General features: G+C 68.5%; 19 protein-coding genes and 1 pseudogene. 14 read left to right on the top strand and 6 right to left on the bottom strand.

Translation table 11 applies throughout. The annotated features are described in order from the left end of the window. The first annotated feature begins 18 nt into the window (after positions 1-18). Entirely contained in the window at positions 19-666 is a 648-nt protein-coding gene (locus ON19_RS10145) for a class I SAM-dependent methyltransferase (RefSeq protein ID WP_043689535.1), read from the top strand. Here ON19_RS10145 and ON19_RS10140 read toward each other — a convergent pair. After that, on the bottom strand, positions 639-1,040 hold the full coding sequence (locus ON19_RS10140) for a hypothetical protein (RefSeq protein WP_051168701.1): 402 nt from the start codon (positions 1,038-1,040) through the stop codon (positions 639-641). The genes ON19_RS10145 and ON19_RS10140 overlap by 28 nt on opposite strands. 151 nt (positions 1,041-1,191) lie before the next feature. On the opposite strand from ON19_RS10140, the gene ON19_RS10135 reads away from it, so the two are divergent. Together ON19_RS10135 and ON19_RS10130 are read left to right on the top strand one after the other, a co-directional pair. Then, entirely contained in the window at positions 1,192-1,764 is a 573-nt protein-coding gene (locus tag ON19_RS10135; protein WP_051168700.1) for a TetR/AcrR family transcriptional regulator, read from the top strand. Positions 1,765-1,837: 73 nt separating this feature from the next. Then, entirely contained in the window at positions 1,838-3,037 is a 1,200-nt protein-coding gene (locus tag ON19_RS10130) for a Cmx/CmrA family chloramphenicol efflux MFS transporter (protein ID WP_043689456.1), read from the top strand. Between the two features lie 84 nt (positions 3,038-3,121). Here the strand turns inward: ON19_RS10130 and ON19_RS10125 are convergent, their stop codons facing one another. The 3 genes from ON19_RS10125 to ON19_RS10115 form a co-directional block, all read right to left on the bottom strand. Then, the gene (locus ON19_RS10125) at positions 3,122-3,331 is read right to left on the bottom strand and encodes a DUF397 domain-containing protein (protein WP_043689455.1); all 210 of its coding nucleotides are present in this window, start codon (positions 3,329-3,331) and stop codon (positions 3,122-3,124) included. Between the two features lie 73 nt (positions 3,332-3,404). Beyond that, a complete protein-coding gene (locus tag ON19_RS10120; RefSeq protein WP_043689454.1) occupies positions 3,405-3,617 on the bottom strand; it encodes a DUF397 domain-containing protein in 213 nt (70 codons plus the stop codon). Continuing rightward, positions 3,614-4,507: a helix-turn-helix domain-containing protein gene (locus ON19_RS10115; protein WP_043689453.1), complete on the bottom strand. Its 894-nt coding sequence runs from the start codon at positions 4,505-4,507 to the stop codon at positions 3,614-3,616. Before ON19_RS10115 ends, ON19_RS10120 begins: the two co-directional genes overlap by 4 nt. A gap of 161 nt (positions 4,508-4,668) precedes the next feature. On the opposite strand from ON19_RS10115, the gene ON19_RS10110 reads away from it, so the two are divergent. The 3 genes from ON19_RS10110 to ON19_RS10100 all read left to right on the top strand — a co-directional run bounded on the left by ON19_RS10110 (position 4,669) and on the right by ON19_RS10100 (position 5,944). Next, entirely contained in the window at positions 4,669-4,920 is a 252-nt protein-coding gene (locus ON19_RS10110; RefSeq protein WP_157229645.1) for a helix-turn-helix domain-containing protein, read from the top strand. A 113-nt stretch (positions 4,921-5,033) separates the two neighbouring features. Next, positions 5,034-5,393: a hypothetical protein gene (locus tag ON19_RS10105; RefSeq protein ID WP_157229644.1), complete on the top strand. Its 360-nt coding sequence runs from the start codon at positions 5,034-5,036 to the stop codon at positions 5,391-5,393. Between the two features lie 350 nt (positions 5,394-5,743). Continuing rightward, a complete protein-coding gene (locus ON19_RS10100) occupies positions 5,744-5,944 on the top strand; it encodes a hypothetical protein (protein WP_157229643.1) in 201 nt (66 codons plus the stop codon). 34 nt (positions 5,945-5,978) lie between these two features. On the opposite strand, the pseudogene ON19_RS10095 reads toward ON19_RS10100, so the two are convergent. Then, a pseudogene (locus ON19_RS10095) lies at positions 5,979-6,185 on the bottom strand (ABC transporter permease); the annotation flags it as partial. Positions 6,186-6,243: 58 nt separating this feature from the next. Continuing rightward, the gene (gene dnaE, locus ON19_RS10090; protein ID WP_043689447.1) at positions 6,244-9,792 is read right to left on the bottom strand and encodes a DNA polymerase III subunit alpha; all 3,549 of its coding nucleotides are present in this window, start codon (positions 9,790-9,792) and stop codon (positions 6,244-6,246) included. Positions 9,793-10,112: 320 nt separating this feature from the next. Here dnaE and ON19_RS10085 point away from each other — a divergent pair, with 320 nt between their 5' ends. From ON19_RS10085 to ON19_RS10050, 8 genes are all read left to right on the top strand, one after another. Then, positions 10,113-10,550 (top strand): hypothetical protein, encoded by a 438-nt coding sequence (locus ON19_RS10085; RefSeq protein WP_043689533.1) that lies wholly within the window; start codon positions 10,113-10,115, stop codon positions 10,548-10,550. A 374-nt stretch (positions 10,551-10,924) separates the two neighbouring features. Beyond that, complete coding sequence (locus tag ON19_RS10080) at positions 10,925-12,130, top strand: sensor histidine kinase (RefSeq protein WP_372478702.1); 1,206 nt, start codon at positions 10,925-10,927, stop codon at positions 12,128-12,130. A gap of 240 nt (positions 12,131-12,370) precedes the next feature. Then, entirely contained in the window at positions 12,371-13,159 is a 789-nt protein-coding gene (locus ON19_RS10075; protein WP_051168710.1) for a LytR/AlgR family response regulator transcription factor, read from the top strand. Then, positions 13,156-13,521, top strand: a complete 366-nt coding sequence (locus ON19_RS10070; RefSeq protein ID WP_043689444.1) for a hypothetical protein — start codon at positions 13,156-13,158, stop codon at positions 13,519-13,521. Before ON19_RS10075 ends, ON19_RS10070 begins: the two co-directional genes overlap by 4 nt. A gap of 436 nt (positions 13,522-13,957) precedes the next feature. Next, the gene (locus ON19_RS10065; RefSeq protein ID WP_043689442.1) at positions 13,958-15,712 is read left to right on the top strand and encodes a sodium/solute symporter; all 1,755 of its coding nucleotides are present in this window, start codon (positions 13,958-13,960) and stop codon (positions 15,710-15,712) included. A 170-nt stretch (positions 15,713-15,882) separates the two neighbouring features. Then, a complete protein-coding gene (locus ON19_RS10060; protein ID WP_043689440.1) occupies positions 15,883-16,239 on the top strand; it encodes a DUF485 domain-containing protein in 357 nt (118 codons plus the stop codon). Then, positions 16,236-17,873, top strand: coding sequence for a monocarboxylic acid transporter (locus tag ON19_RS10055; protein ID WP_174377681.1), 1,638 nt, complete (start codon positions 16,236-16,238; stop codon positions 17,871-17,873). The genes ON19_RS10060 and ON19_RS10055 overlap by 4 nt, the downstream gene beginning before the upstream one ends. A 51-nt stretch (positions 17,874-17,924) precedes the next feature. Next, positions 17,925-18,123, top strand: a 199-nt coding sequence (locus tag ON19_RS10050) for an acetyl-coenzyme A synthetase N-terminal domain-containing protein (protein ID WP_043689437.1), incomplete at its 3' end; no start/stop codon positions are given.

Below are 18,123 nucleotides of genomic sequence, written 5' to 3'. Positions count from 1 at the left end.
GCTGACAGAGTGGAGATCGTGGGCGTTTATACCGAGCACGTGGTGCCGCGGATCGTCAACCTGGCCTGCGGGATGCGGGACCTGGACCCGCTGCGCGAGCGGGCGTGCGCCGGACTGCACGGACGGGTCGTGGAAATCGGTTTCGGTTCGGGCCTGAACGTGCCGTTCTATCCGGCGCCGGTAGCGTCGGTGCGCGCGGTCGAGCCCGCCGATCTCGGCTGGCGGCTGGCGAGCGGCCGCGTCGCCGCCGCCACCGTTCCGATCGAGCGGGCCGGACTGGACGGCCAGGCGCTGCCCTTCGCGGACAACACCTTCGACTGCGCGCTGTCGACCTGGACGATGTGCACCATTCCCGACATCGCCACTGCGCTCGCCGAGGTGCGCCGGGTGCTCGTTCCCGGCGGAACCCTGCACTTCGTCGAACATGGGCTGGCACCGGACGAGAAGGTGCGGGTGTGGCAGAACCGGCTGAACCCGGTCCAGAAACGACTGTTCGGCGGCTGCCACCTGAACCGCGACATTCGCGGCTTGGTGGCAGACGCCGGTTTCGAGATCCGCGACGCCGAGTCGTTCTACGGGGAGAACGCTCCCCGCTTTCTGGTCGCCCAGACGCTCGGTGTCGCGGTGTCGCCTCGGGATCAGACGATGCGCACCGACAAGGTGTAGGTCGCGTTGCCTCGGCTCGGCTCCACCGAGATGGTGTAGTAGCCGTTTCGCGGCAGGGTGACCCGGCTCCACGTCTCCTCGAGGCACAGAACGCTTCCGTCCGGGGCGGTGGTGGTGAACCGCGCGTTGCTCTCGACCGAGGTGAGTTCGGTGATCAGCGTCTGTCCCGCGCGCGCCTCGAACGCGTAGGTGTCGGCGTCGCCACGGACCACCGCTCCGTCGATCGACGCGCGATCGCTTCCCGGCGCGAACTTGATCTCGTAGACCGAACCCGCGTTCGCGGCGCCCGCGCCGACCATCGCGACGGCGAACGCGGCCGCGAGCACCGTCACGCCGAGTACGAGCAGACGCAGGCTGCGGAATATGGCTTGCATGATGTTCCTCGTTTTCCTTGGTGGACAACCTTGTCCCAGCACTGTCCGCGATCCCACCTATCGAATGCTTAACAGCCGCTTGGAAATCGAGACAGCGGCTGCCTCCGAAAGTATTGGAACGATCTGTTCAAAACTGTGCTAGCCTGACTCCGTGGCACGACCCAGGTTGTTCGACGAGGACCGCGCGGTGGACGCGGCGATGCACGCGTTCTGGCGCGCGGGCTACGAGGCGACCTCCACCGAGGACCTCTGCGCCGCGACCGGACTGGGCCGCAGCAGCATCTACAACACCTTCACCAGCAAGCGCGACCTGTTCGGACGCGCCCTGCGCCACTACATGGCGACCAAGAACGCCGCCACGTTCGACCTGCTCGACAGCCGGGCCGAGGTGCGGCCCAAGATCCGCGCACTGCTGTGGCAGATCGTCGAGGCCCCGGAGGAGGACCCGCTCGGCTGTCTCGTGGTGAACTCGACGATCGAACTGGCCCCGCGCGACCCCGAGCTGGCCGCCGTGCTCGCCGCCGACCAGGCGCGACGGCTCGCCGTGCTGACGGACGTGTTCGAGGCGGCCAGGCGCGCGGGCGAGATCGCGGCGGACAAGAACCCGTCCGCGCTGGCCCGCTTCGTGATCGCCACGATCGGCGGCATGCGGGTCGCCGCACGCGGCGGCGCGGACCGCGAGACGCTGGCCGCCATAGCGACCACCGCGCTCGACGCTCTCTGAGTTGAGCCCTTTTCGGCGACGGTTCTGCCGCGCCCTCATTTTGGATAGATCAGTACAAAACAAGGAGGTACCGATGCCCGTGGCGATCTATGTCCTGGGTCTGTCGATCTTCGCCCAGGGCACCTCGGAGCTGATGCTCGCGGGCCTGCTCACCGAAATGGCCGGGGACCTGGGCGTCTCCGTGCCACGCGCGGGCCTGCTCATCTCGGCGTTCGCCCTGGGCATGCTGGTGGGCGCACCGGTGCTGGCGGTGGTGACGCTGCGCTGGTCGCGGCGCACCGCACTGCTGGCCTTCCTCGCGGTCTTCGTCGGCACCCACGTGGTCGGCGCGCTCACCTCGGACTACTGGGTCCTGTTCGCGACCAGGGTGGTCGGCGCGTTCGTCTACGCCGGATTCTGGGCGGTGGCCGCGACGACGGCGATCAGCCTGGTGCCGCCCACCGCACGTGGCAAAGCGATGAGCATCGTCGCGGGCGGGCTGACCTTGGCCATCCTCATCGGGCTCCCCGCCGGCACCGTGATCGGTCAGCAACTGGGCTGGCGTGCGGCGTTCTGGGCGGTCGCGCTGCTCTCGGCGGCCGCGACGGTCGGCGTGCTGGCGAAGATCCCCGCTGGACGCCCGGCCGCGCCACCACGGCTGCGTACCGAATTGCGCACGATGCTGCGCCCCGAGCTGTGGCTGTCCTACGCCACCACCGCACTCGCCATCGCCGCCCTGATGGTCACCTTCGCCTACCTCGGCGCATTGCTGTCCGACACCACGGGCATGGCGGATGACTGGATTCCGGTGGTGCTCGGCATCTACGGCCTCGGCGCCTTCCTCGGCATCGCGATCGGTGGACGCACCGCCGACACCCATCCGTTGACCAGCCTGTACGTCGGCATCACCGGCTGCGTGCTCACCTCGGCTCTGCTCGCCCTCACGGCGGAATACACCGCCCCCGTCGTCGCGCTGTCATTCCTGTTGGGCGCGTTCGGTTTCGGCATCAACCCAACCTTGAACAGCCGCGTCTTCACCCTCGCGGGCGACGCACCCACCCTGGCGGGAGCCACCAACATCTCCTCCTTCAACGTCGGCATCACCGCAGGACCTTGGCTCGGCGGCCTCGCTATCGGGGCGGGCCTCGGCTACGACGCGGTCGCCTGGATCGGCGTGGTTCTCGGCATAGCCGCACTCGCCGTCGTGGCATGCAGCCACGTCCTGCACCGCAAGCAGGCGGTGCGAGCATCGATCGACGCACCTGCCGCAGCACTGGCCGACGTGGCCGGATAGCTTCTTCGCACAAAGGCAGCAGCCCTCACCCGACGATGCGTGGATCGGGTGCGGGGCCGCTGTTGTGATCGGGTGTAATGCTGTTCAGGCCGATCGGTTGAACTTCCCGCCACGGACCCCTGCGGCGAAGGAATCCCACTGGCCCGGCGCGAAGATCAACGCCGGACCGGTTGGGTTCTTCGAATCGCGGACACCGACCTGCCCCGCTTCGAGCCAGGCGACTTCGACACACGCTTCCTGCGCGCTGCTTCGACTCGATTTGAACCACTGTGCACCGGCTAGGTCGACGGTCACCGTTCGTATCTCCTTGCCACCTGCCGGAGCAGGTCTCGATGGCTTGTTCCTTCGCCGATGGGTCCTGCTCAACCTAGGAAGCGGGCCGGTTGAACTCGCCATCACGGAGGCCAACGGCGAAGGCATCCCACTGCCCCGGCGAAAAGATCAACGCCGGGCCGCTCGGGTTCTTCGAATCGCGGACACCGACATGCCCGGCCTCGAGCCAGGCGACTTCAACGCACTCGTTCGCCGTGCCGCTATGTGTCGACTTGAACCATTGTGCGCCGATTAGGTCGCTGATCACTGTTCGTATCTCCTTGCCAACTGCCTGAGCAGATCTCTCGAGGGTTGCACCTCCAGCGCAGCGCACCGGATTGCTTCGTGAATCTCGCGATAGCGCTTCACATCGCCATTGTCTTCGAAAAACATTGCACCGGCGTTATTTTCGGCATAGACGACCGGCGGCTCCACACCGGTCCCAGGACCATCCACCGGGAAATCGAGAATTATGTAAGGCAGCACCGGAACGCAGTCTCCCGGAAAACCTGCCGTGAACGGCAGTATCCGCACGGTGACGTTCGGCAAAGTGCTCACGTGGGCCATATGCCGCTGTTGCGCGGCCATGACCGCAGGCGATCCCACGGACGTATGCAGAACACCCTCGTGCACTACAAACTCAGCCTTCATCGGGCTGGATCGCCGAGTCAGAATCGCCGACCGTCGCAGCCGTAGTGCCACGCGGCGTTCGATATCTTCCTGCGTATCATCCGGAAAATACGGCCGCTCGATGGCTCTCGCGTAATCGGCCACTTGCAGCAGACCTGGAACGACCAAGGGTTGGTACATAGAAAGTCGTGTTGCGCCCGATTCGAGCCCGAGATACGTGTTGTATCCAGGGAGAAGCAGATGGCGCGATGACTGCCACCACGACTTCGTAGCCGATTGCTGCGCAAGCGCTTTCAACTGCTCGATCTGTCCCTCGCCGAGACCGTACAGATTGCCGAACGCTTCCACGTCGCGCAACCTGACCTTGTCGTTGTGCCCCTTCTCGATCCTGCCGACCGAGGTCTTGCCCATCTCCATGAGCTGCGCGGCACGCTCCAGCGTGAACCCGGCCCCTTCGCGCGCCTCCCGCAGCGCCCGGCCGAGTTGCCGACGCGGCAGTGTCGAACCAGGCTGATCGTCCTTCCCCATCGCTCCCCATTTCCCCTGCTCGGTCCGAAACGGCCAGGTTCCGGTCCGATTCGGACGTCCGACGACGCGTGGACCGGTCCGGGTTCTGGGCAAATGGCCGACTTCATCGCACCATTCGTTTCCCCCGTCCGGATGCTGTGTGCGTCGAGCACCATAGCCGCATGGCTCAGCAACATGGAAGCCTCTCCGTCGCACAAGTCCGAATCCTGCGGGCGCTGAGCTGCGGAGGGATGCTCACCGAACATCAGATCAAAGTGTCGGCCAGCCTCACCGAGTGGAAGACCCGCCAAGCCCTGGCGAACCTCGTCAGCCACGAACTGATCGTGACCGGAGCCCGAAGAGGCCGCTACGAAATCACCCAGCGAGGCCGAAACATTCTGGCGACCGAAGCATCCGACATCCACCAGGCGTGACGGCCGCGCACTTCAAGATCAAGAGCACACGGTGGAGAGGTGTTCTCGCGAAATGCCGCAGCCATGTGCCACTCGACATCATCGGCCCGGGCGGGCAAGGAGGAATACGGAATATGTTGCATAGCAAAGGGGGTGGTGGCGTGGTTGTTGCGCCGCCAAGTATCTGCGGCTTGGCCGAGGTCGAGTTGGCGCACCGGCAGATGCGGCGGCACCGGGAATGCCGGATTGATCGGTGCGCGTGGAAGTCGGTCGCCTTCTACACACTCGTGCGGCACGGCCGGATCGTGCCGCAGGAGACGAGCCCACGCGAACGCGCACACCAGCGTGGCATCGACTTCCCCACCGATCACAGCTGTCCCGTGCTGCCCGCCGACAGCATGCCGGAACCTTGGACCTTCCAGCAGGTTCTCGATGGTCTGGGCAAACTCGCGGCGGACCTGCGCGCCGATTCGGGCTTCGGCCGCCAGCGGTGAGCGGGCGTGGGGATATGGACCGTGCTGTCGAGCATCGCGACGGTATTCGCCGGATGCGGCGCGGTGCTGCTCGGCGTCGGGTGCGTGTGGCCGACCAACCAGCCGCACCGCCCCGCATCCCGGCGGGAACCAGCTAGTACACAGTGCCACTTGCGCCCGACCTTGTGGCCGGAAGCGTGGATGTGCGATACACCCGCCCAGCCGTTGACCGTCGCCGAGGCACACCGGGCAATGCAACTGCACCGCGATCACGACTGCGCCCGCAAGCGCGCCGCGTTCGCCGCATTGGTCGCCGCCGGGCGCATCACGCCGGATTCCGCACGACAACACCACCCATGGAGGAATTCCTCATGAATCGAAGCGAAGCGAGCGCACCGGATCCGAACTCCGAACAGGTCCGGCGACTCACCGACCGGGCCACGCGGGCGGGCTACTGCCTGGTGCGCGATCCGGTGTCGCCGCACGACTGGAAGTTGCTGGACGCCGAACACGGTGACGTCGTCGTCTCCGCCCCGAACCTCGAGCAGATCGAGCAGTGGCTCGATTCCTGACCGCGCCGAACCCCGCCGCTCAGTCCGCCAGCCGTTCGATCCGTGCGAGTGCCCGCAGCCGGTTCATCCCGGCCCTGCGGGCCGCGTCGATCACGGCCGGATCCACCGAGGCGAGTCCGATGATGGTGTGGCACATGATCGGTAGCAGCGCGCACCACGAGCGCGGTGATCGTCGGCGCGACACCCAGTCCGAGGAACGGGTCAGGAGGCCGAGCAGCGCGAACGACGGAACGGTGAGCACCGCGTCCCACGTCGGGCCGACCCAGTGGCCCGATTCGCCACCGCGCCGAACCCGCCGCTCAGCTGGCCAGGCAGCCGGGGCCGAGGAGGGCCTTGAGGTCGCCCATCAGTGCCGAGGACGGTGAGACCCGCAAGCGTTCATCGAGTTTCAGCAGTGTGGTCTTGTCCCGGGCACCGACATGGCGGATATGGACATCCGACGTGCCGGGGTGCCTGGACAGGACCCGCTTGAGTTCACCGATCTTGTCCGGTGTGCACATGCGGGTGGAGAGGGTGACCGCGAGCGGCTTGGCCACGCCGACCGCGGACAGGTCGGGCACGGCGAGATCGTTGGCGATCAACGAGATCCGGTCGTCGCGCACCGAGACGCGGGCCTTGACCAGCACCACGGCGTCCTCCACGACATCCATCCCGTACACCGAGTACGACTGCGGGAAGAACAGCACCTCGATGCCACCGGTGAGGTCTTCCAACTGAGCCGAGGCCCAGGCCAGGCCGTTCTTGTTGATGCGCCGGTTCACCGAGGCCAGGATGCCGCCGACGGTCACCTGGGTGCCGTCTTTGATGTCGCCTTCCAGGATGGCGGGGATCTGCGTATCGGCCTGCGCCGCGAGCACGTGCTCCACGCCGTTGAGCGGGTGCCCGGACACGTACAGGCCGAGCATCTCCCGCTCCAGAGCGAGCCGGTGCTTGGACTCCCATTCCTCGTCGGGAACCTTCACGTTGAACACCGAAGTCACCGACTCGTCCGCGTCCAAGCCGCCGAACAGGTCGAATTGACCTATCGCCTCGGCCTTCTTGGTGGCCATCACGGCGTCGATGGCATCGGAGTGGATCAGCAACAGGCCCTTGCGGGGATGCCCGAGGGAGTCGAAACCGCCCGCCTTGATGAGCGATTCGGTGACCTTCTTGCTCGCGGCGATCGCGTCGATCTTGTTCAGGTAGTCGGAGAAATCGGTGAACTTCGACTTCTCCTTGCGCGCCTGGATGATCGAGGCGACGACGTTCGCGCCGACATTGCGCACCGCGCCGAGCCCGAAGCGGATGTCCTTGCCGACGGAGGCGAAGTTCTGCTCGGACTCGTTGACGTCCGGCGGCAGCACGGTGATGCCGAGGCGGCGGCAGTCGGAGAGGTAGACCGCGGCCTTGTCCTTGTCGTCGCCGACGGAGGTGAGCAGACCCGCCATGTACTCGGCCGGGTAGTTGGCCTTGAGGTAGGCGGTCCAGAACGAGACGAGACCGTAGCCCGCGGCGTGCGACTTGTTGAACGCGTAGCCGGCGAACGGAAGGATGGTGTCCCACAGCGCCTTCACCGCGGCCTCGGAGAAACCGTTCGCGGTCATGCCCTCGTGGAAGCCCTTGTACTCGGCCTCGAGCACCTCGAGCTTCTTCTTACCCATGGCCTTGCGCAGCGCGTCGGCCTTGCCCATCGAGTAGGAGGCGACCTTCTGCGCGATGAACATGATCTGCTCTTGGTAGACGATCAAGCCGTAGGTCTCGGCGAGGATCTCCTTGAGCGGTTCCTCCAGCTCCGGGTGGATCGGCTTGATCGGCTGCCGCCCGTTCTTGCGGTCGGCGTAGTCGTTGTGCGCGTTCATGCCCATCGGGCCGGGCCGGTACAGCGCGAGCACGGCGACGATGTCGTTGAAGCCGGTGGGCTGCATGCGGCGCAGCAGGTCGCGCATGGGGCCGCCGTCGAGCTGGAAGACGCCGAGCGTGTCGCCGCGCGAGAGCAATTCGTAGGTCGCGGGATCGTCCAGCGGCAGGTTGTCCATGTCCAGGTCGATGCCGCGGTTGGCCTTGATGTTGTCCAGCGCGTCACCGATCACGGTGAGGTTGCGCAGACCGAGGAAGTCCATCTTCAGCAGGCCGATGGCCTCGCAGGACGGATAGTCCCAGCCGGTGATGATCGCCCCGTCCTGGGGCCGCTTCCACACCGGGATGGCGTCCATCAACGGCTCGGAGGACATGATCACCGCGCAGGCGTGCACACCGGCGTTGCGGATCAGGCCCTCGAGGCCGCGGGCGGTCTCGTAGATCTTGGCCACGTCCGGGTTGTTGCCGATGAGCTCGCGGACCTCGGCGGCTTCCTTGTACCGCTCGTGGTCGGGGTCCATGATGCCCGACAGCGGGATGTCCTTGGCCATGATCGGCGGCGGGAGCGCCTTGGAGATCTGGTCGGCGATGGCGAAGCCGGGCTGGCCGAACTGGACGCGCGCGGAGTCCTTGATCGCGGCCTTGGTTTTGATCGTGCCGAAGGTGATCACCTGGGCGACCCGGTCGGTGCCCCACTTCTCGGTGGCGTAGCGGACCATCTCACCGCGGCGGCGATCGTCGAAGTCGATATCGATATCGGGCGCGGACGGGCGCTCCGGGTTGAGGAACCGCTCGAACAGCAGGCCGTGCGGCAGCGGGTCGATATTGGTGATGCCCAGCGCGTAGGCCACCAGCGAACCGGCCGCCGAACCACGGCCGGGGCCGACCCGGATGCCGACTTCCCGCGCGTGCTTGACCAGGTCGCCGACGACGAGGAAGTAGGCGGGGAAGCCCTTCTGCTTGATGACGTCGAGTTCGAAGTAGGCGCGGGTGTAGTACTCCTCGGGCACGCCGCCGGGGAACCGGCGGGCCAGGCCCCGGTCGACCTCTTTGCGCAGCCAGGAGTCCTGGTCCTCGCCCTCGGGGACGGGGAAGACCGGCATGCGGTCCTTGAAGGCCCACACGTCGTCGTAGGACTGCACCCGCTCGCCGATCAGCACCGTGTTGTCGCACGCGCCGGGCACCTCGGCGTCCCACAGCGCGCGCATCTCCTCGGCGGACTTCAGGTAGTAGCCGTCACCGTCGAACTTGAACCGCGTCGGATCCGACAGCGTCTTGCCGGTCTGCACACACAGCAGCGCCTCGTGGTTGCTCGACTGATCCTTGGTGACGTAGTGGCAGTCGTTGGTGGCCAGCGCCGGAATGCCCAGTTGCTTGCCGACGTTCAGCAATCCCTCGCGGACCCGGCGCTCGATGGACAGCCCGTGATCCATGATCTCGAGGAAGAAGTTGTCCTTGCCGAAGATCTCCTGCCACTTGGCGGCGGCCTCCAGCGCCTCACGGTCGTGGCCGAGGCGGAGACGGGTCTGCACCTCGCCGGAGGGGCAGCCGGTGGTCGCGATGATGCCTTCGGCGTACTGGGCGATGATCTCCGCGTCCATGCGCGCCCACTTGCCGAGCTGGCCTTCGATGGAGGCCAGCGAGGAGAGCTTGAACAGGTTGCGCAGGCCGGTCGCGTTCTCGGCGACCATGGTCATGTGGGTGTAGGCGCCGGAGCCGGAGACGTCGTCGCCCTTCTGGCTCGGATCGCCCCACTGCACGCGCTTGGTCTCGAACCGGGAGGCGGGCGCGATGTAGGCCTCGATGCCGATGATCGGCTTGATGTCGGCCTTCTTGGCGGAGTTGTAGAACTCCGAGGCCCCGTACATGTTGCCGTGGTCGGTCATCCCGACCGCGTTCATCCCCAGCCGTTTCGCCTCCGCGAACAGTGGCGAGATCTTGGCCGCACCATCGAGCATGGAGTACTCGGTGTGGTTGTGCAGATGGACGAACGATCCGGACGAGGCGGCCAAGACGGTCCTTCCTCCCAAGGTCTCGACGGGGGTTGGCTGGACCGATTCTAGGCGGGCCCACCGACTGCTTTGGACCGGCGCGCTGGCGCCACTCGCGCGCCCGGCGTGTCGGTGGGGAAGATCACCGGCGCGTCCTGGCGACTCGCCGTTCTGGTGGCCGATTTCCGCGAGTGTCGGGGTCTTGCCGGATACCGGAAGACCCGGACGGCGGCCGGAGCACGGCGGTAGGATCTGCTTCCCTTCCCCACGACGATGTCGCGCGCTTCTGAGGGACGGGCGAGCACGGCAGACCGGATTTTCCCGAAATCGTGGAGGTGTCGATGAATTCGACGACAGCGCTGTTGATCGTTCCCGCCACGGCGATGGCCGCACTGGTCGCGACGGCCGCGCCCGCGGCGGCGGCGCCCGCCGCATTCGCCACCGTGTACACCCTGGCCCAGGGACCGTGCGTGGGTCAGGTGGAGATGTCGGTCAACGGCAACGCCTACCCCAACCAGGCGGCGTTCACCGTAGGCGCGACGCTGGTGGGGGCCGGGCCGTGCACACTTCCGATCACACTGAACTGGCGCAACGTCGCCACCGGTCAGGAGGGTGCGTTCCAGGTGGTCGCCCAAGGCCCCGGCTACTGGGGCAACAGCGGGCACTCCGCGCTGTTCCTGCCCGGCATCGGCCAGTTCACCGCCACAGTCAGCATCGGCGCGGCGCACTTCCCCGCACCCGGCACCGTCGAGTTCACGGTGCCGCAGTACCAGGGCTGAACTCCTGCGAACCGGACCGCGCCGTCGCACCGGCGATGCGCGGTCCGGTGTTCCGGAACCCGACCGCGCCCGCAAGACCGCCACCGCTCCGCACCGCGAACCAGGCCGACGTTCCGGAACCCGACCGCGCCCGCAAGACCGCCACCGCTCCGCACCGCGAGCCAGGCCGACGTTCCGGAACCCGATCACGGCCGCGGAACCGCCACCGCACCGCGAACCAGCCGACGTCCCGGGACCGACCGCGGCCACAGAGCCGCCACCCCTGCCACCGCCACCCAGCCGACATTCCCCGGCCCCCTCACCGCCGCAGGACCGCCACCGTTCCGGGCGCGATCCGGCCGACGCGATAATCGGCCTATGCAGTCCGTGCGCCGATGCCCGCCATGACCACCGCACTCGCCGTCGCGGCCGTGGCGGCACTGATCGCGGGTGCGCTGCTGATCTGGTCGCGCACCCGCAGAGTGGTGACCACCCCCGCCGAGCGGGCGGTGCATTCGGCGCTGCACACCGCGTCGCTGGCGGCGGTCCCGCTGCGGCGTGGACTGACCGAACAGTCCGCTCGGGAGGCGGCGCCCCACCTGCGCGCACTCACCGGTGCCGAAGCGCTCGCGCTGGCCGATCCCGACGGCACGGTGCTCGCCTGGGACGGCCCGCACGCCGAGCTGGCCGAATACTTCGGTGAAGCCGCCGAGCGCGCCGTCGCGGGTCAGCGTCCGGTGCTCGTCGCCGGACCGGGCCGCGGCGAACACGCCGGACGCACGCTGATCGCGCAACCACTGCTGATCGAATCCAACGGCGTGGCCGGTGTGCTGGGCGTCGTGAGCACCGGACAGCCGGGACCGGGCCGGCTCGGCGCGGTCGCCGAGGTGGCGCGATATGCCTGCGGCCAGCTCGAATTGGCCGAGCTGGACGCGTCGCGGGCCCGGCTGGACCGCGCCGAGGTGCGCGCGCTGCGCGCGCAGATCAGCCCGCACTTCATCTACAACGCGCTGAACACCATCGCCTCGTTCGTCCGCACCGATCCGGCGCGGGCTCGCGAACTGATCCTCGAGTTCGCCGACTTCACCCGGTACTCCTTCCGCGCCGCGGGCGAATTCACGGTGCTGTCCGACGAGCTGCGCAACATCGAGCGGTACCTCGCACTGGAACGCGCCCGTTTCGGCGACGCGCTGCAGGTCCGGCTGCGGATCGCGCCCGAAGTGCTCGGCGTGGTCCTGCCCTTCCTCGCGCTCCAGCCGCTGGTGGAGAACGCGGTGCGGCACGGGCTGGCGGGCACCGCGCACGGCGGCACCGTCAGCATCGTCGCCACCGACGCGGGCACCGACTGCGTGATCAGCGTCGAGGACGACGGCGTCGGGATGGACCCGGATCTGTTGCGCTCCGGCGCATTGGACGCCGTCGATACCGACAGAGGCCCGGCGGGCTCCGGCGAGTCCGCGCACGTGGGGCTGGCCAACGTCGACGATCGGTTGCGCGCGGCCTTCGGCGACGACTACGGGCTGGTCGTGGAAACCGCGCCCGGCGCGGGCACGAAGGTCAGCCTGCGCGTCCCCAAGTTCCGCGCGGGCATCCGGGCCTGAGAACGGCCCTGCGCGCGAAGCCCGGCCCGGTGACACCATCGCCTACTACCCGTCGGCTTTCGGCCCGGTGGCCCGCGCGGTGTTCGCCGAGCTCTGCCCCGACGCGAGGGCTCCTCGCACCGGCGGGGAGACCGACGTCGCCGAAGGCGCGGCCACCATCCGCATGCCAGACGAGGGCTGTCACGACGTCCAGGTCGCGGCCGCGCACGGGACCCTTACGATGGAGCGATTGTGACCCGCGTGACCGGCAAACCGGCGGGCGCGCTGCGCGTGCTCGCCGTGGACGACGAGAAACCCGCTCTGGACGAGCTGGTGTATCTGCTGCGCGCGCGGACCGAGATCGGCGAGATCCACGCGGCCGGCGACGCCACCAGCGCGCTGCGGGTGCTGCGCGCCCATCCGATCGACGCGGTTTTCCTGGACATCAATATGCCGGGACTGGACGGCATGGAGCTGGCGGGAATCCTCTCGGAGTTCGCCGCCGCGCCCGCCGTGGTCTTCGTGACCGCCCACGACGACCGGGCGATCGCGGCGTTCGACCTGGGCGCAGTGGACTATCTGCTCAAGCCGCTGCGCGAGGCCCGGCTCGCGGAGGCGGTGCGGCGGATCGCCGCCGCGCGTAGCGCGCCGCACCAGCCCGCCGCCGACGCGCGCACCGATCCGAGCGAGGTCATTCCCGTGGAGCTGGGCGGGGTGACGACGCTGGTGCCGCGATCGAGCGTGAGCTGGGTGGAAGCCGACGGGGACTACGCGCGGCTGCACACCAGCGGCGGATCGCACCTGGTGCGGATTCCGTTGTCGGCGCTGGAGGCCCGCTGGCACGACGCGGGATTCCTCCGGGTGCACCGGTCGTATCTGGTGGCGCTGCGGCTGGTCACCGGGCTGCGCACGGTGGGTTCCGGAACGGTGGTGTGCCTGCGGGCCGAGGGCCACGCGCAAGCGGTCGAACTGCCGGTCAGCCGCAGGCAGGTGCGCGAGCTGAAACAGCGGCTGGTGCACCGACCCCGGCAACACTGGGGCAATCAGTGACCGGGCCGCAGCGCCCGGTGCGCGCACGCGTCGTGCTCTCCGAGCGACGGGGCGCGCGGCGGGTGCGCACGAGAGTCGAGGTCGCCGAGCAGACGGAGTTCGGCGAAGCGCTCATCGGTGGTCTGATCCGCGCGCAACTCGGGCTCGCGCTGCGGGTGGGCCTGGTGAGCATCGCGCTGCTGTGCGCGCTGCCCGTGCTGTTCCGCACCGGCTCGATCGGCTCGATGACGGTGCTGGGCATCCGGTTGCCGTGGCTGCTGCTCGGCGGCGCCGTGTACCCGTTGCTGTTCCTGGTCGGCCGGACCTATGTGCGCCTGGCCGAACGCAACGAGCAGGACTTCCTCGAACTGGCCGAGGACTGACGGTGCGCCCGGCCCGAATCCCTTCCGCGGCGCGGACGATCGGCTTCGCCTGCGCGGACGTGGCGCGTGTTCACGCACGCTGTCCGACCGGCGCGCGTGCATCCCGGGCACCTGGCAGGAGCTGGGGATTCCGGCGCTCGCGGCGATCTCCCTCGGGCGTACGCACTTCGACCACGCCGGTAACCCGGGCCGCATCGCCCACTCGCGCACCCGCCACCCGAGATGCCGCGAGGACCAGGCACCGCACCGATCCGGCCGCACCCGACACGAGCTGGGAGGTCTGGCACTCGCGGCGATCTTCCTCCGGCGTACGCACTTCGACCACGCCGGTAACCCGGGCCGCATCGCCCACCGAACCGTTTCGCGCGCCCGCGTGCCGATCTGTCGCGCGGACGGGGGATCGCGCGGATCCGGCCGACCTGCCCGCAGGTGCGCCGTGACGTCGAGTACAGCGCCCGCGCTGACGGTGGCGGCGCTCGTCCTCGCGGCGCTGGCGACCGTCGCGATCGGCGCGTACGGCGTGCGGCTGGCCCGCACCACCTCCGACTTCCTGGTCGCTTCGCGCAGTGTGGGGCCGCGCTGGAACGCGGCGGCGATCTCCGGCGAATACCTCTCCGCCGCATCGTTCCTCGGTGTGGCCGGTTTGATCGCCAAATACGGCGCGGACGCACTGTGGTACCCGGTGGGCTTCACCGCCGGATACCTGGCGCTGCTGCTTTTCGTCGCCGCACCGCTGCGCCGCTCCGGCGCGTACACGGTGCCCGACTTCGCCGAATTCCGTTTGGGCTCACTGCGTTTGCGCAGGCTCGCGGCCACCGTCGTGGTGCTCATCTGCGCGGTCTACCTGATCCCGCAATTCCAGGGGGCGGGCCTGACGCTGCACATCCTGCTCGGGGTGCCGGACTGGGTGGGCGCGGTGGCCGTGGGCGCGATCGTGCTGGCCAACGTGGTCGGCGGCGGGATGCGCTCGATCACGCTGGTCCAGGCGTTCCAGTATTGGCTGAAACTGACCGCGGTGGCCCTCCCTGCGCTGGTGCTGCTCGGGCACTTCCTCGCCGACGAGCGGGAGCTGGGCGCGCCCGCGCCGCCGGTGGTGTCCGAGCGCACCACCGTCGACGTGACCACCGACGTGGTGGTGCGGGTCGGCGCGCCGCAGCAGGTGTCGATCACGGGAACCCTCGACGACCGCGCGGTCGACGGCCCGGTGCCGCTGACACCGGGCACGCACGAGCTGGCCGCTGGCACGCGGTTGGAACTCGAGGCCGGGGCCGCGGTGCCGGTGGTCGCGGGCGCACCCGCGGACGGTGCGGGCTGGCTGGCGGCGGGCGGCGGGCTGGGCGGACCGCATCCGACCTATCAGGTCTATTCGCTGATCCTCGCGACCTTCCTCGGCACCATGGGCCTGCCGCACGTACTGGTGCGCTTCTACACCAATTCCGATGGGCGGGCAGCGCGCGCGACGGCGCTCGCCGTGATCGGCCTGGTCGGACTGTTCTACCTGTTCCCGGTCTTGCTGGGCGTTTTCGCACGGCTGTACGTGCCGCAACTGCTGATCACCGGAACCTCCGACGCCGCGGTGGTACTGCTGCCCGGATCGGTGGTCGCCGGGCTGGGCGGTCAGCTGCTCGCGGCACTGGCCGCGGCGGGCGCGATCGCCGCGTTCCTGTCCACCTCGTCCGGACTGCTGGTGAGCATCGCGGGCGTGCTCAGCACCGACATGCTGCGCGGGCGGATCCGCGACTTCCGTACGGCGGCGCTGGCCGCCGGCGCTGTTCCGCTGGCGCTGTCGCTGACCGTGGTCTCGCTGGATCTGTCCCGCACCGTCGGCCTGGCCTTCGCCGTGGCCGCCTCCACACTGTGCCCGCTGCTGGTCCTCGGCATCTGGTGGCGCGGGCTGACCGCGACGGGCGCGGCGGCCGGTCTGGTCGCGGGCGGGCTCGCGGCGGGCACCGCGACCGCGGTCTCGGTCACCAGCGGGTTCTCCGACGACGTGGCGGGCGGCTGGCCCGCGGCGCTCCTGAGCTATCCGGCAGCGATCAGCGTGCCGTTGGCGTTCGCCACCATGGTGCTGGTGAGCGCGTTCACCCGGCGGCTCGACGCCAGGACCGTGAGCCGGATCTTCGTCCGGATGCACGCGCCGGAACGACTGGGCATGGGCGCGGACCGCGAGCGGAGCCTGCGCTCGGACTGACCGGCGACCGCCGCGCCTGCCACCGGGGCCGACCGTTCGTCGCGCCGCATCGACCGCTCACCGCAGATTCGGCCACCTTCACGGAGTGACCCACACCACAGCCTACTGGCGGCCCACATGTCTGGCTTACCGTCCTCGAGAAGTAAGCCACGTCACTCGGTAGGACCATCATGACCAGTATCGACCTCGACGGCACCGCACCGCGGCGCGCGCCGAGCGCAGCAGAATTCGCCGAAGTCCAGGCGAGCCCCCAATTCCAGGAACTGCGAACGCGCCTGCGCCGCTTCGTGTTTCCGATGACCGCACTGTTCCTGCTCTGGTACCTCGGTTACGTGCTGCTCGGCGCCTACGCGCACGACTTCATGAGCCGCCAGGTGTTCGGCGAAGTCAACGTCGGATTGCTGCTCGGCCTGGGCCAGTTCGTATCCACCTTCGCCATCACCGCGCTGTACGTCCGGTTCGCCAACCGGGAACTGGATCCGCGGGCGGCGAGCATCCGCGAGTACCTCGAGGGAGACCGAGCGTGAACACCGTGCACACCTACGCCGCGGCGGCCACGGTCGGCAACCCGGTCGCCAATATCGCCATCTTCGGTGTCTTCGTCGCGATCACGATGATCGTGGTGATCCGGGCCAGCCGGAACAACGCCACCGCCGCCGACTATTTCACCGGAGGGCGCGGCTTCTCCGGCCCGCAGAACGGCATCGCCATCGCGGGCGACTACCTCTCGGCCGCGAGCTTCCTCGGCATCGCGGGCGCCATCGCGGTCTACGGCTACGACGGGTTCCTCTACTCCATCGGATTCCTGGTCGCCTGGCTGGTCGCGCTGCTGCTGGTCGCCGAAATGCTGCGCAACACCGGCAAATTCACCATGGCCGACGTGCTCAGCTTCCGGCTCAAAGAAGGCCCGGTACGCACCGCCGCCGCGCTGTCCACGCTGACGGTGTCGCTGTTCTACCTGCTCGCGCAGATGGCGGGCGCGGGCGGGCTCGTCGCGCTGCTGCTGGACATCTCCGACAAGACCGGGCAGTCCGTGGTGATCGCCGTGGTCGGCGTGTTGATGATCGTGTACGTGCTGGTCGGCGGCATGAAGGGCACCACGTGGGTGCAGATCATCAAGGCGGTGCTGCTGATCGTCGGCGCGGCGCTGATGACCGTGATGGTGTTCGCCAAGTTCGGTTTCAACTTCTCCGACATTCTCGGCGGCGCGCAGGAAGCGGTGACCGGTTCGGCGAACAAGGCGGTCGCGGCGCGCGACGTGCTCGCTCCCGGCGCGCAGTACGGCGGCAGCGAGACCTCGAAGCTGAACTTCCTGTCCCTCGGCCTGGCACTGGTGCTCGGCACGGCGGGCCTGCCGCACGTGCTGATGCGCTTCTACACCGTGCCCACCGCCAAAGAGGCGCGGCGATCGGTGGTCTGGGCGATCGGCCTGATCGGCGCGTTCTACCTCTTCACCCTGGTGCTCGGCTACGGCGCGGCGGCGATCGTCGGGCCGGACCGCATCCTGGCGGCCGCGGGCGGGCAGAATTCGGCCGCGCCGCTGCTGGCCTTCGAACTCGGCGGCGTGGTGCTGCTCGGCGTGATCTCCGCGGTCGCCTTCGCCACCATCCTCGCGGTGGTCGCAGGCCTGACCATCACGGCGTCGGCGTCGTTCGCGCACGACATCTACGCCAGCGTCATCAAGCGGGGCAAAGCCGGTGAACGCGAACAGGTCCGGGTCTCGCGCATCACCGCGGTGGTGATCGGCGTCCTGGCCATCGCGCTGGGCATCCTCGCCAACGGACAGAACGTCGCCTTCCTGGTGGCGCTGGCGTTCGCGGTAGCGGCGTCGGCGAACCTGCCGACCATCCTGTTCTCGCTGTTCTGGCGGCGCTTCAACACGACCGGCGCGCTGTGGAGCATGTACGGCGGCCTGATCTCGACGATCGTGCTGATCGTGTTCTCCCCCGCGGTCTCCGGCTCCAAGTCCGCCATGCTCCCCGGCTCGGACTTCGACTGGTTCCCGCTGTCCAACCCGGGCATCGTCTCCATTCCGCTGGCGTTCGTGCTCGGCATCATCGGGACCTTCGTCGGCGGCAAGTCCGAGGATCCGGCCAAGGCGGCGGAGATGGAGGTCCGTTCGCTCACCGGCGTCGGCGCCGAAAAGGCGGTGGCGCACTGATCGCTGCCCGGCATTCCTCGTCCCCCTTGCTCTTTCGTTAGGAGATATCGCGTGACCAGCGCAACCACCGATGACCGCGACACCACCGCCTACCCGCCCGACGCGGAGTTCGCCGCCCAGGCGAACGCGGGCGCGGCGTTGTACGACCGGGCGGCGGCCGATCGGCTGGAGTTCTGGGCCGAGCAGGCCCGCAGTCTGCACTGGCACGAACCGTTCGGCCAGGTGCTGGATTGGAGTGACGCGCCGGTAG

It is taken from the genome of Nocardia abscessus NBRC 100374 (genome assembly GCF_000308455.1).
Taxonomy (GTDB): Bacteria; Actinomycetota; Actinomycetes; order Mycobacteriales; family Mycobacteriaceae; genus Nocardia; species Nocardia abscessus.
Note: the sequence above shows the minus strand (reverse complement) of the source record. Positions and strands in the feature narration are given on the sequence as shown.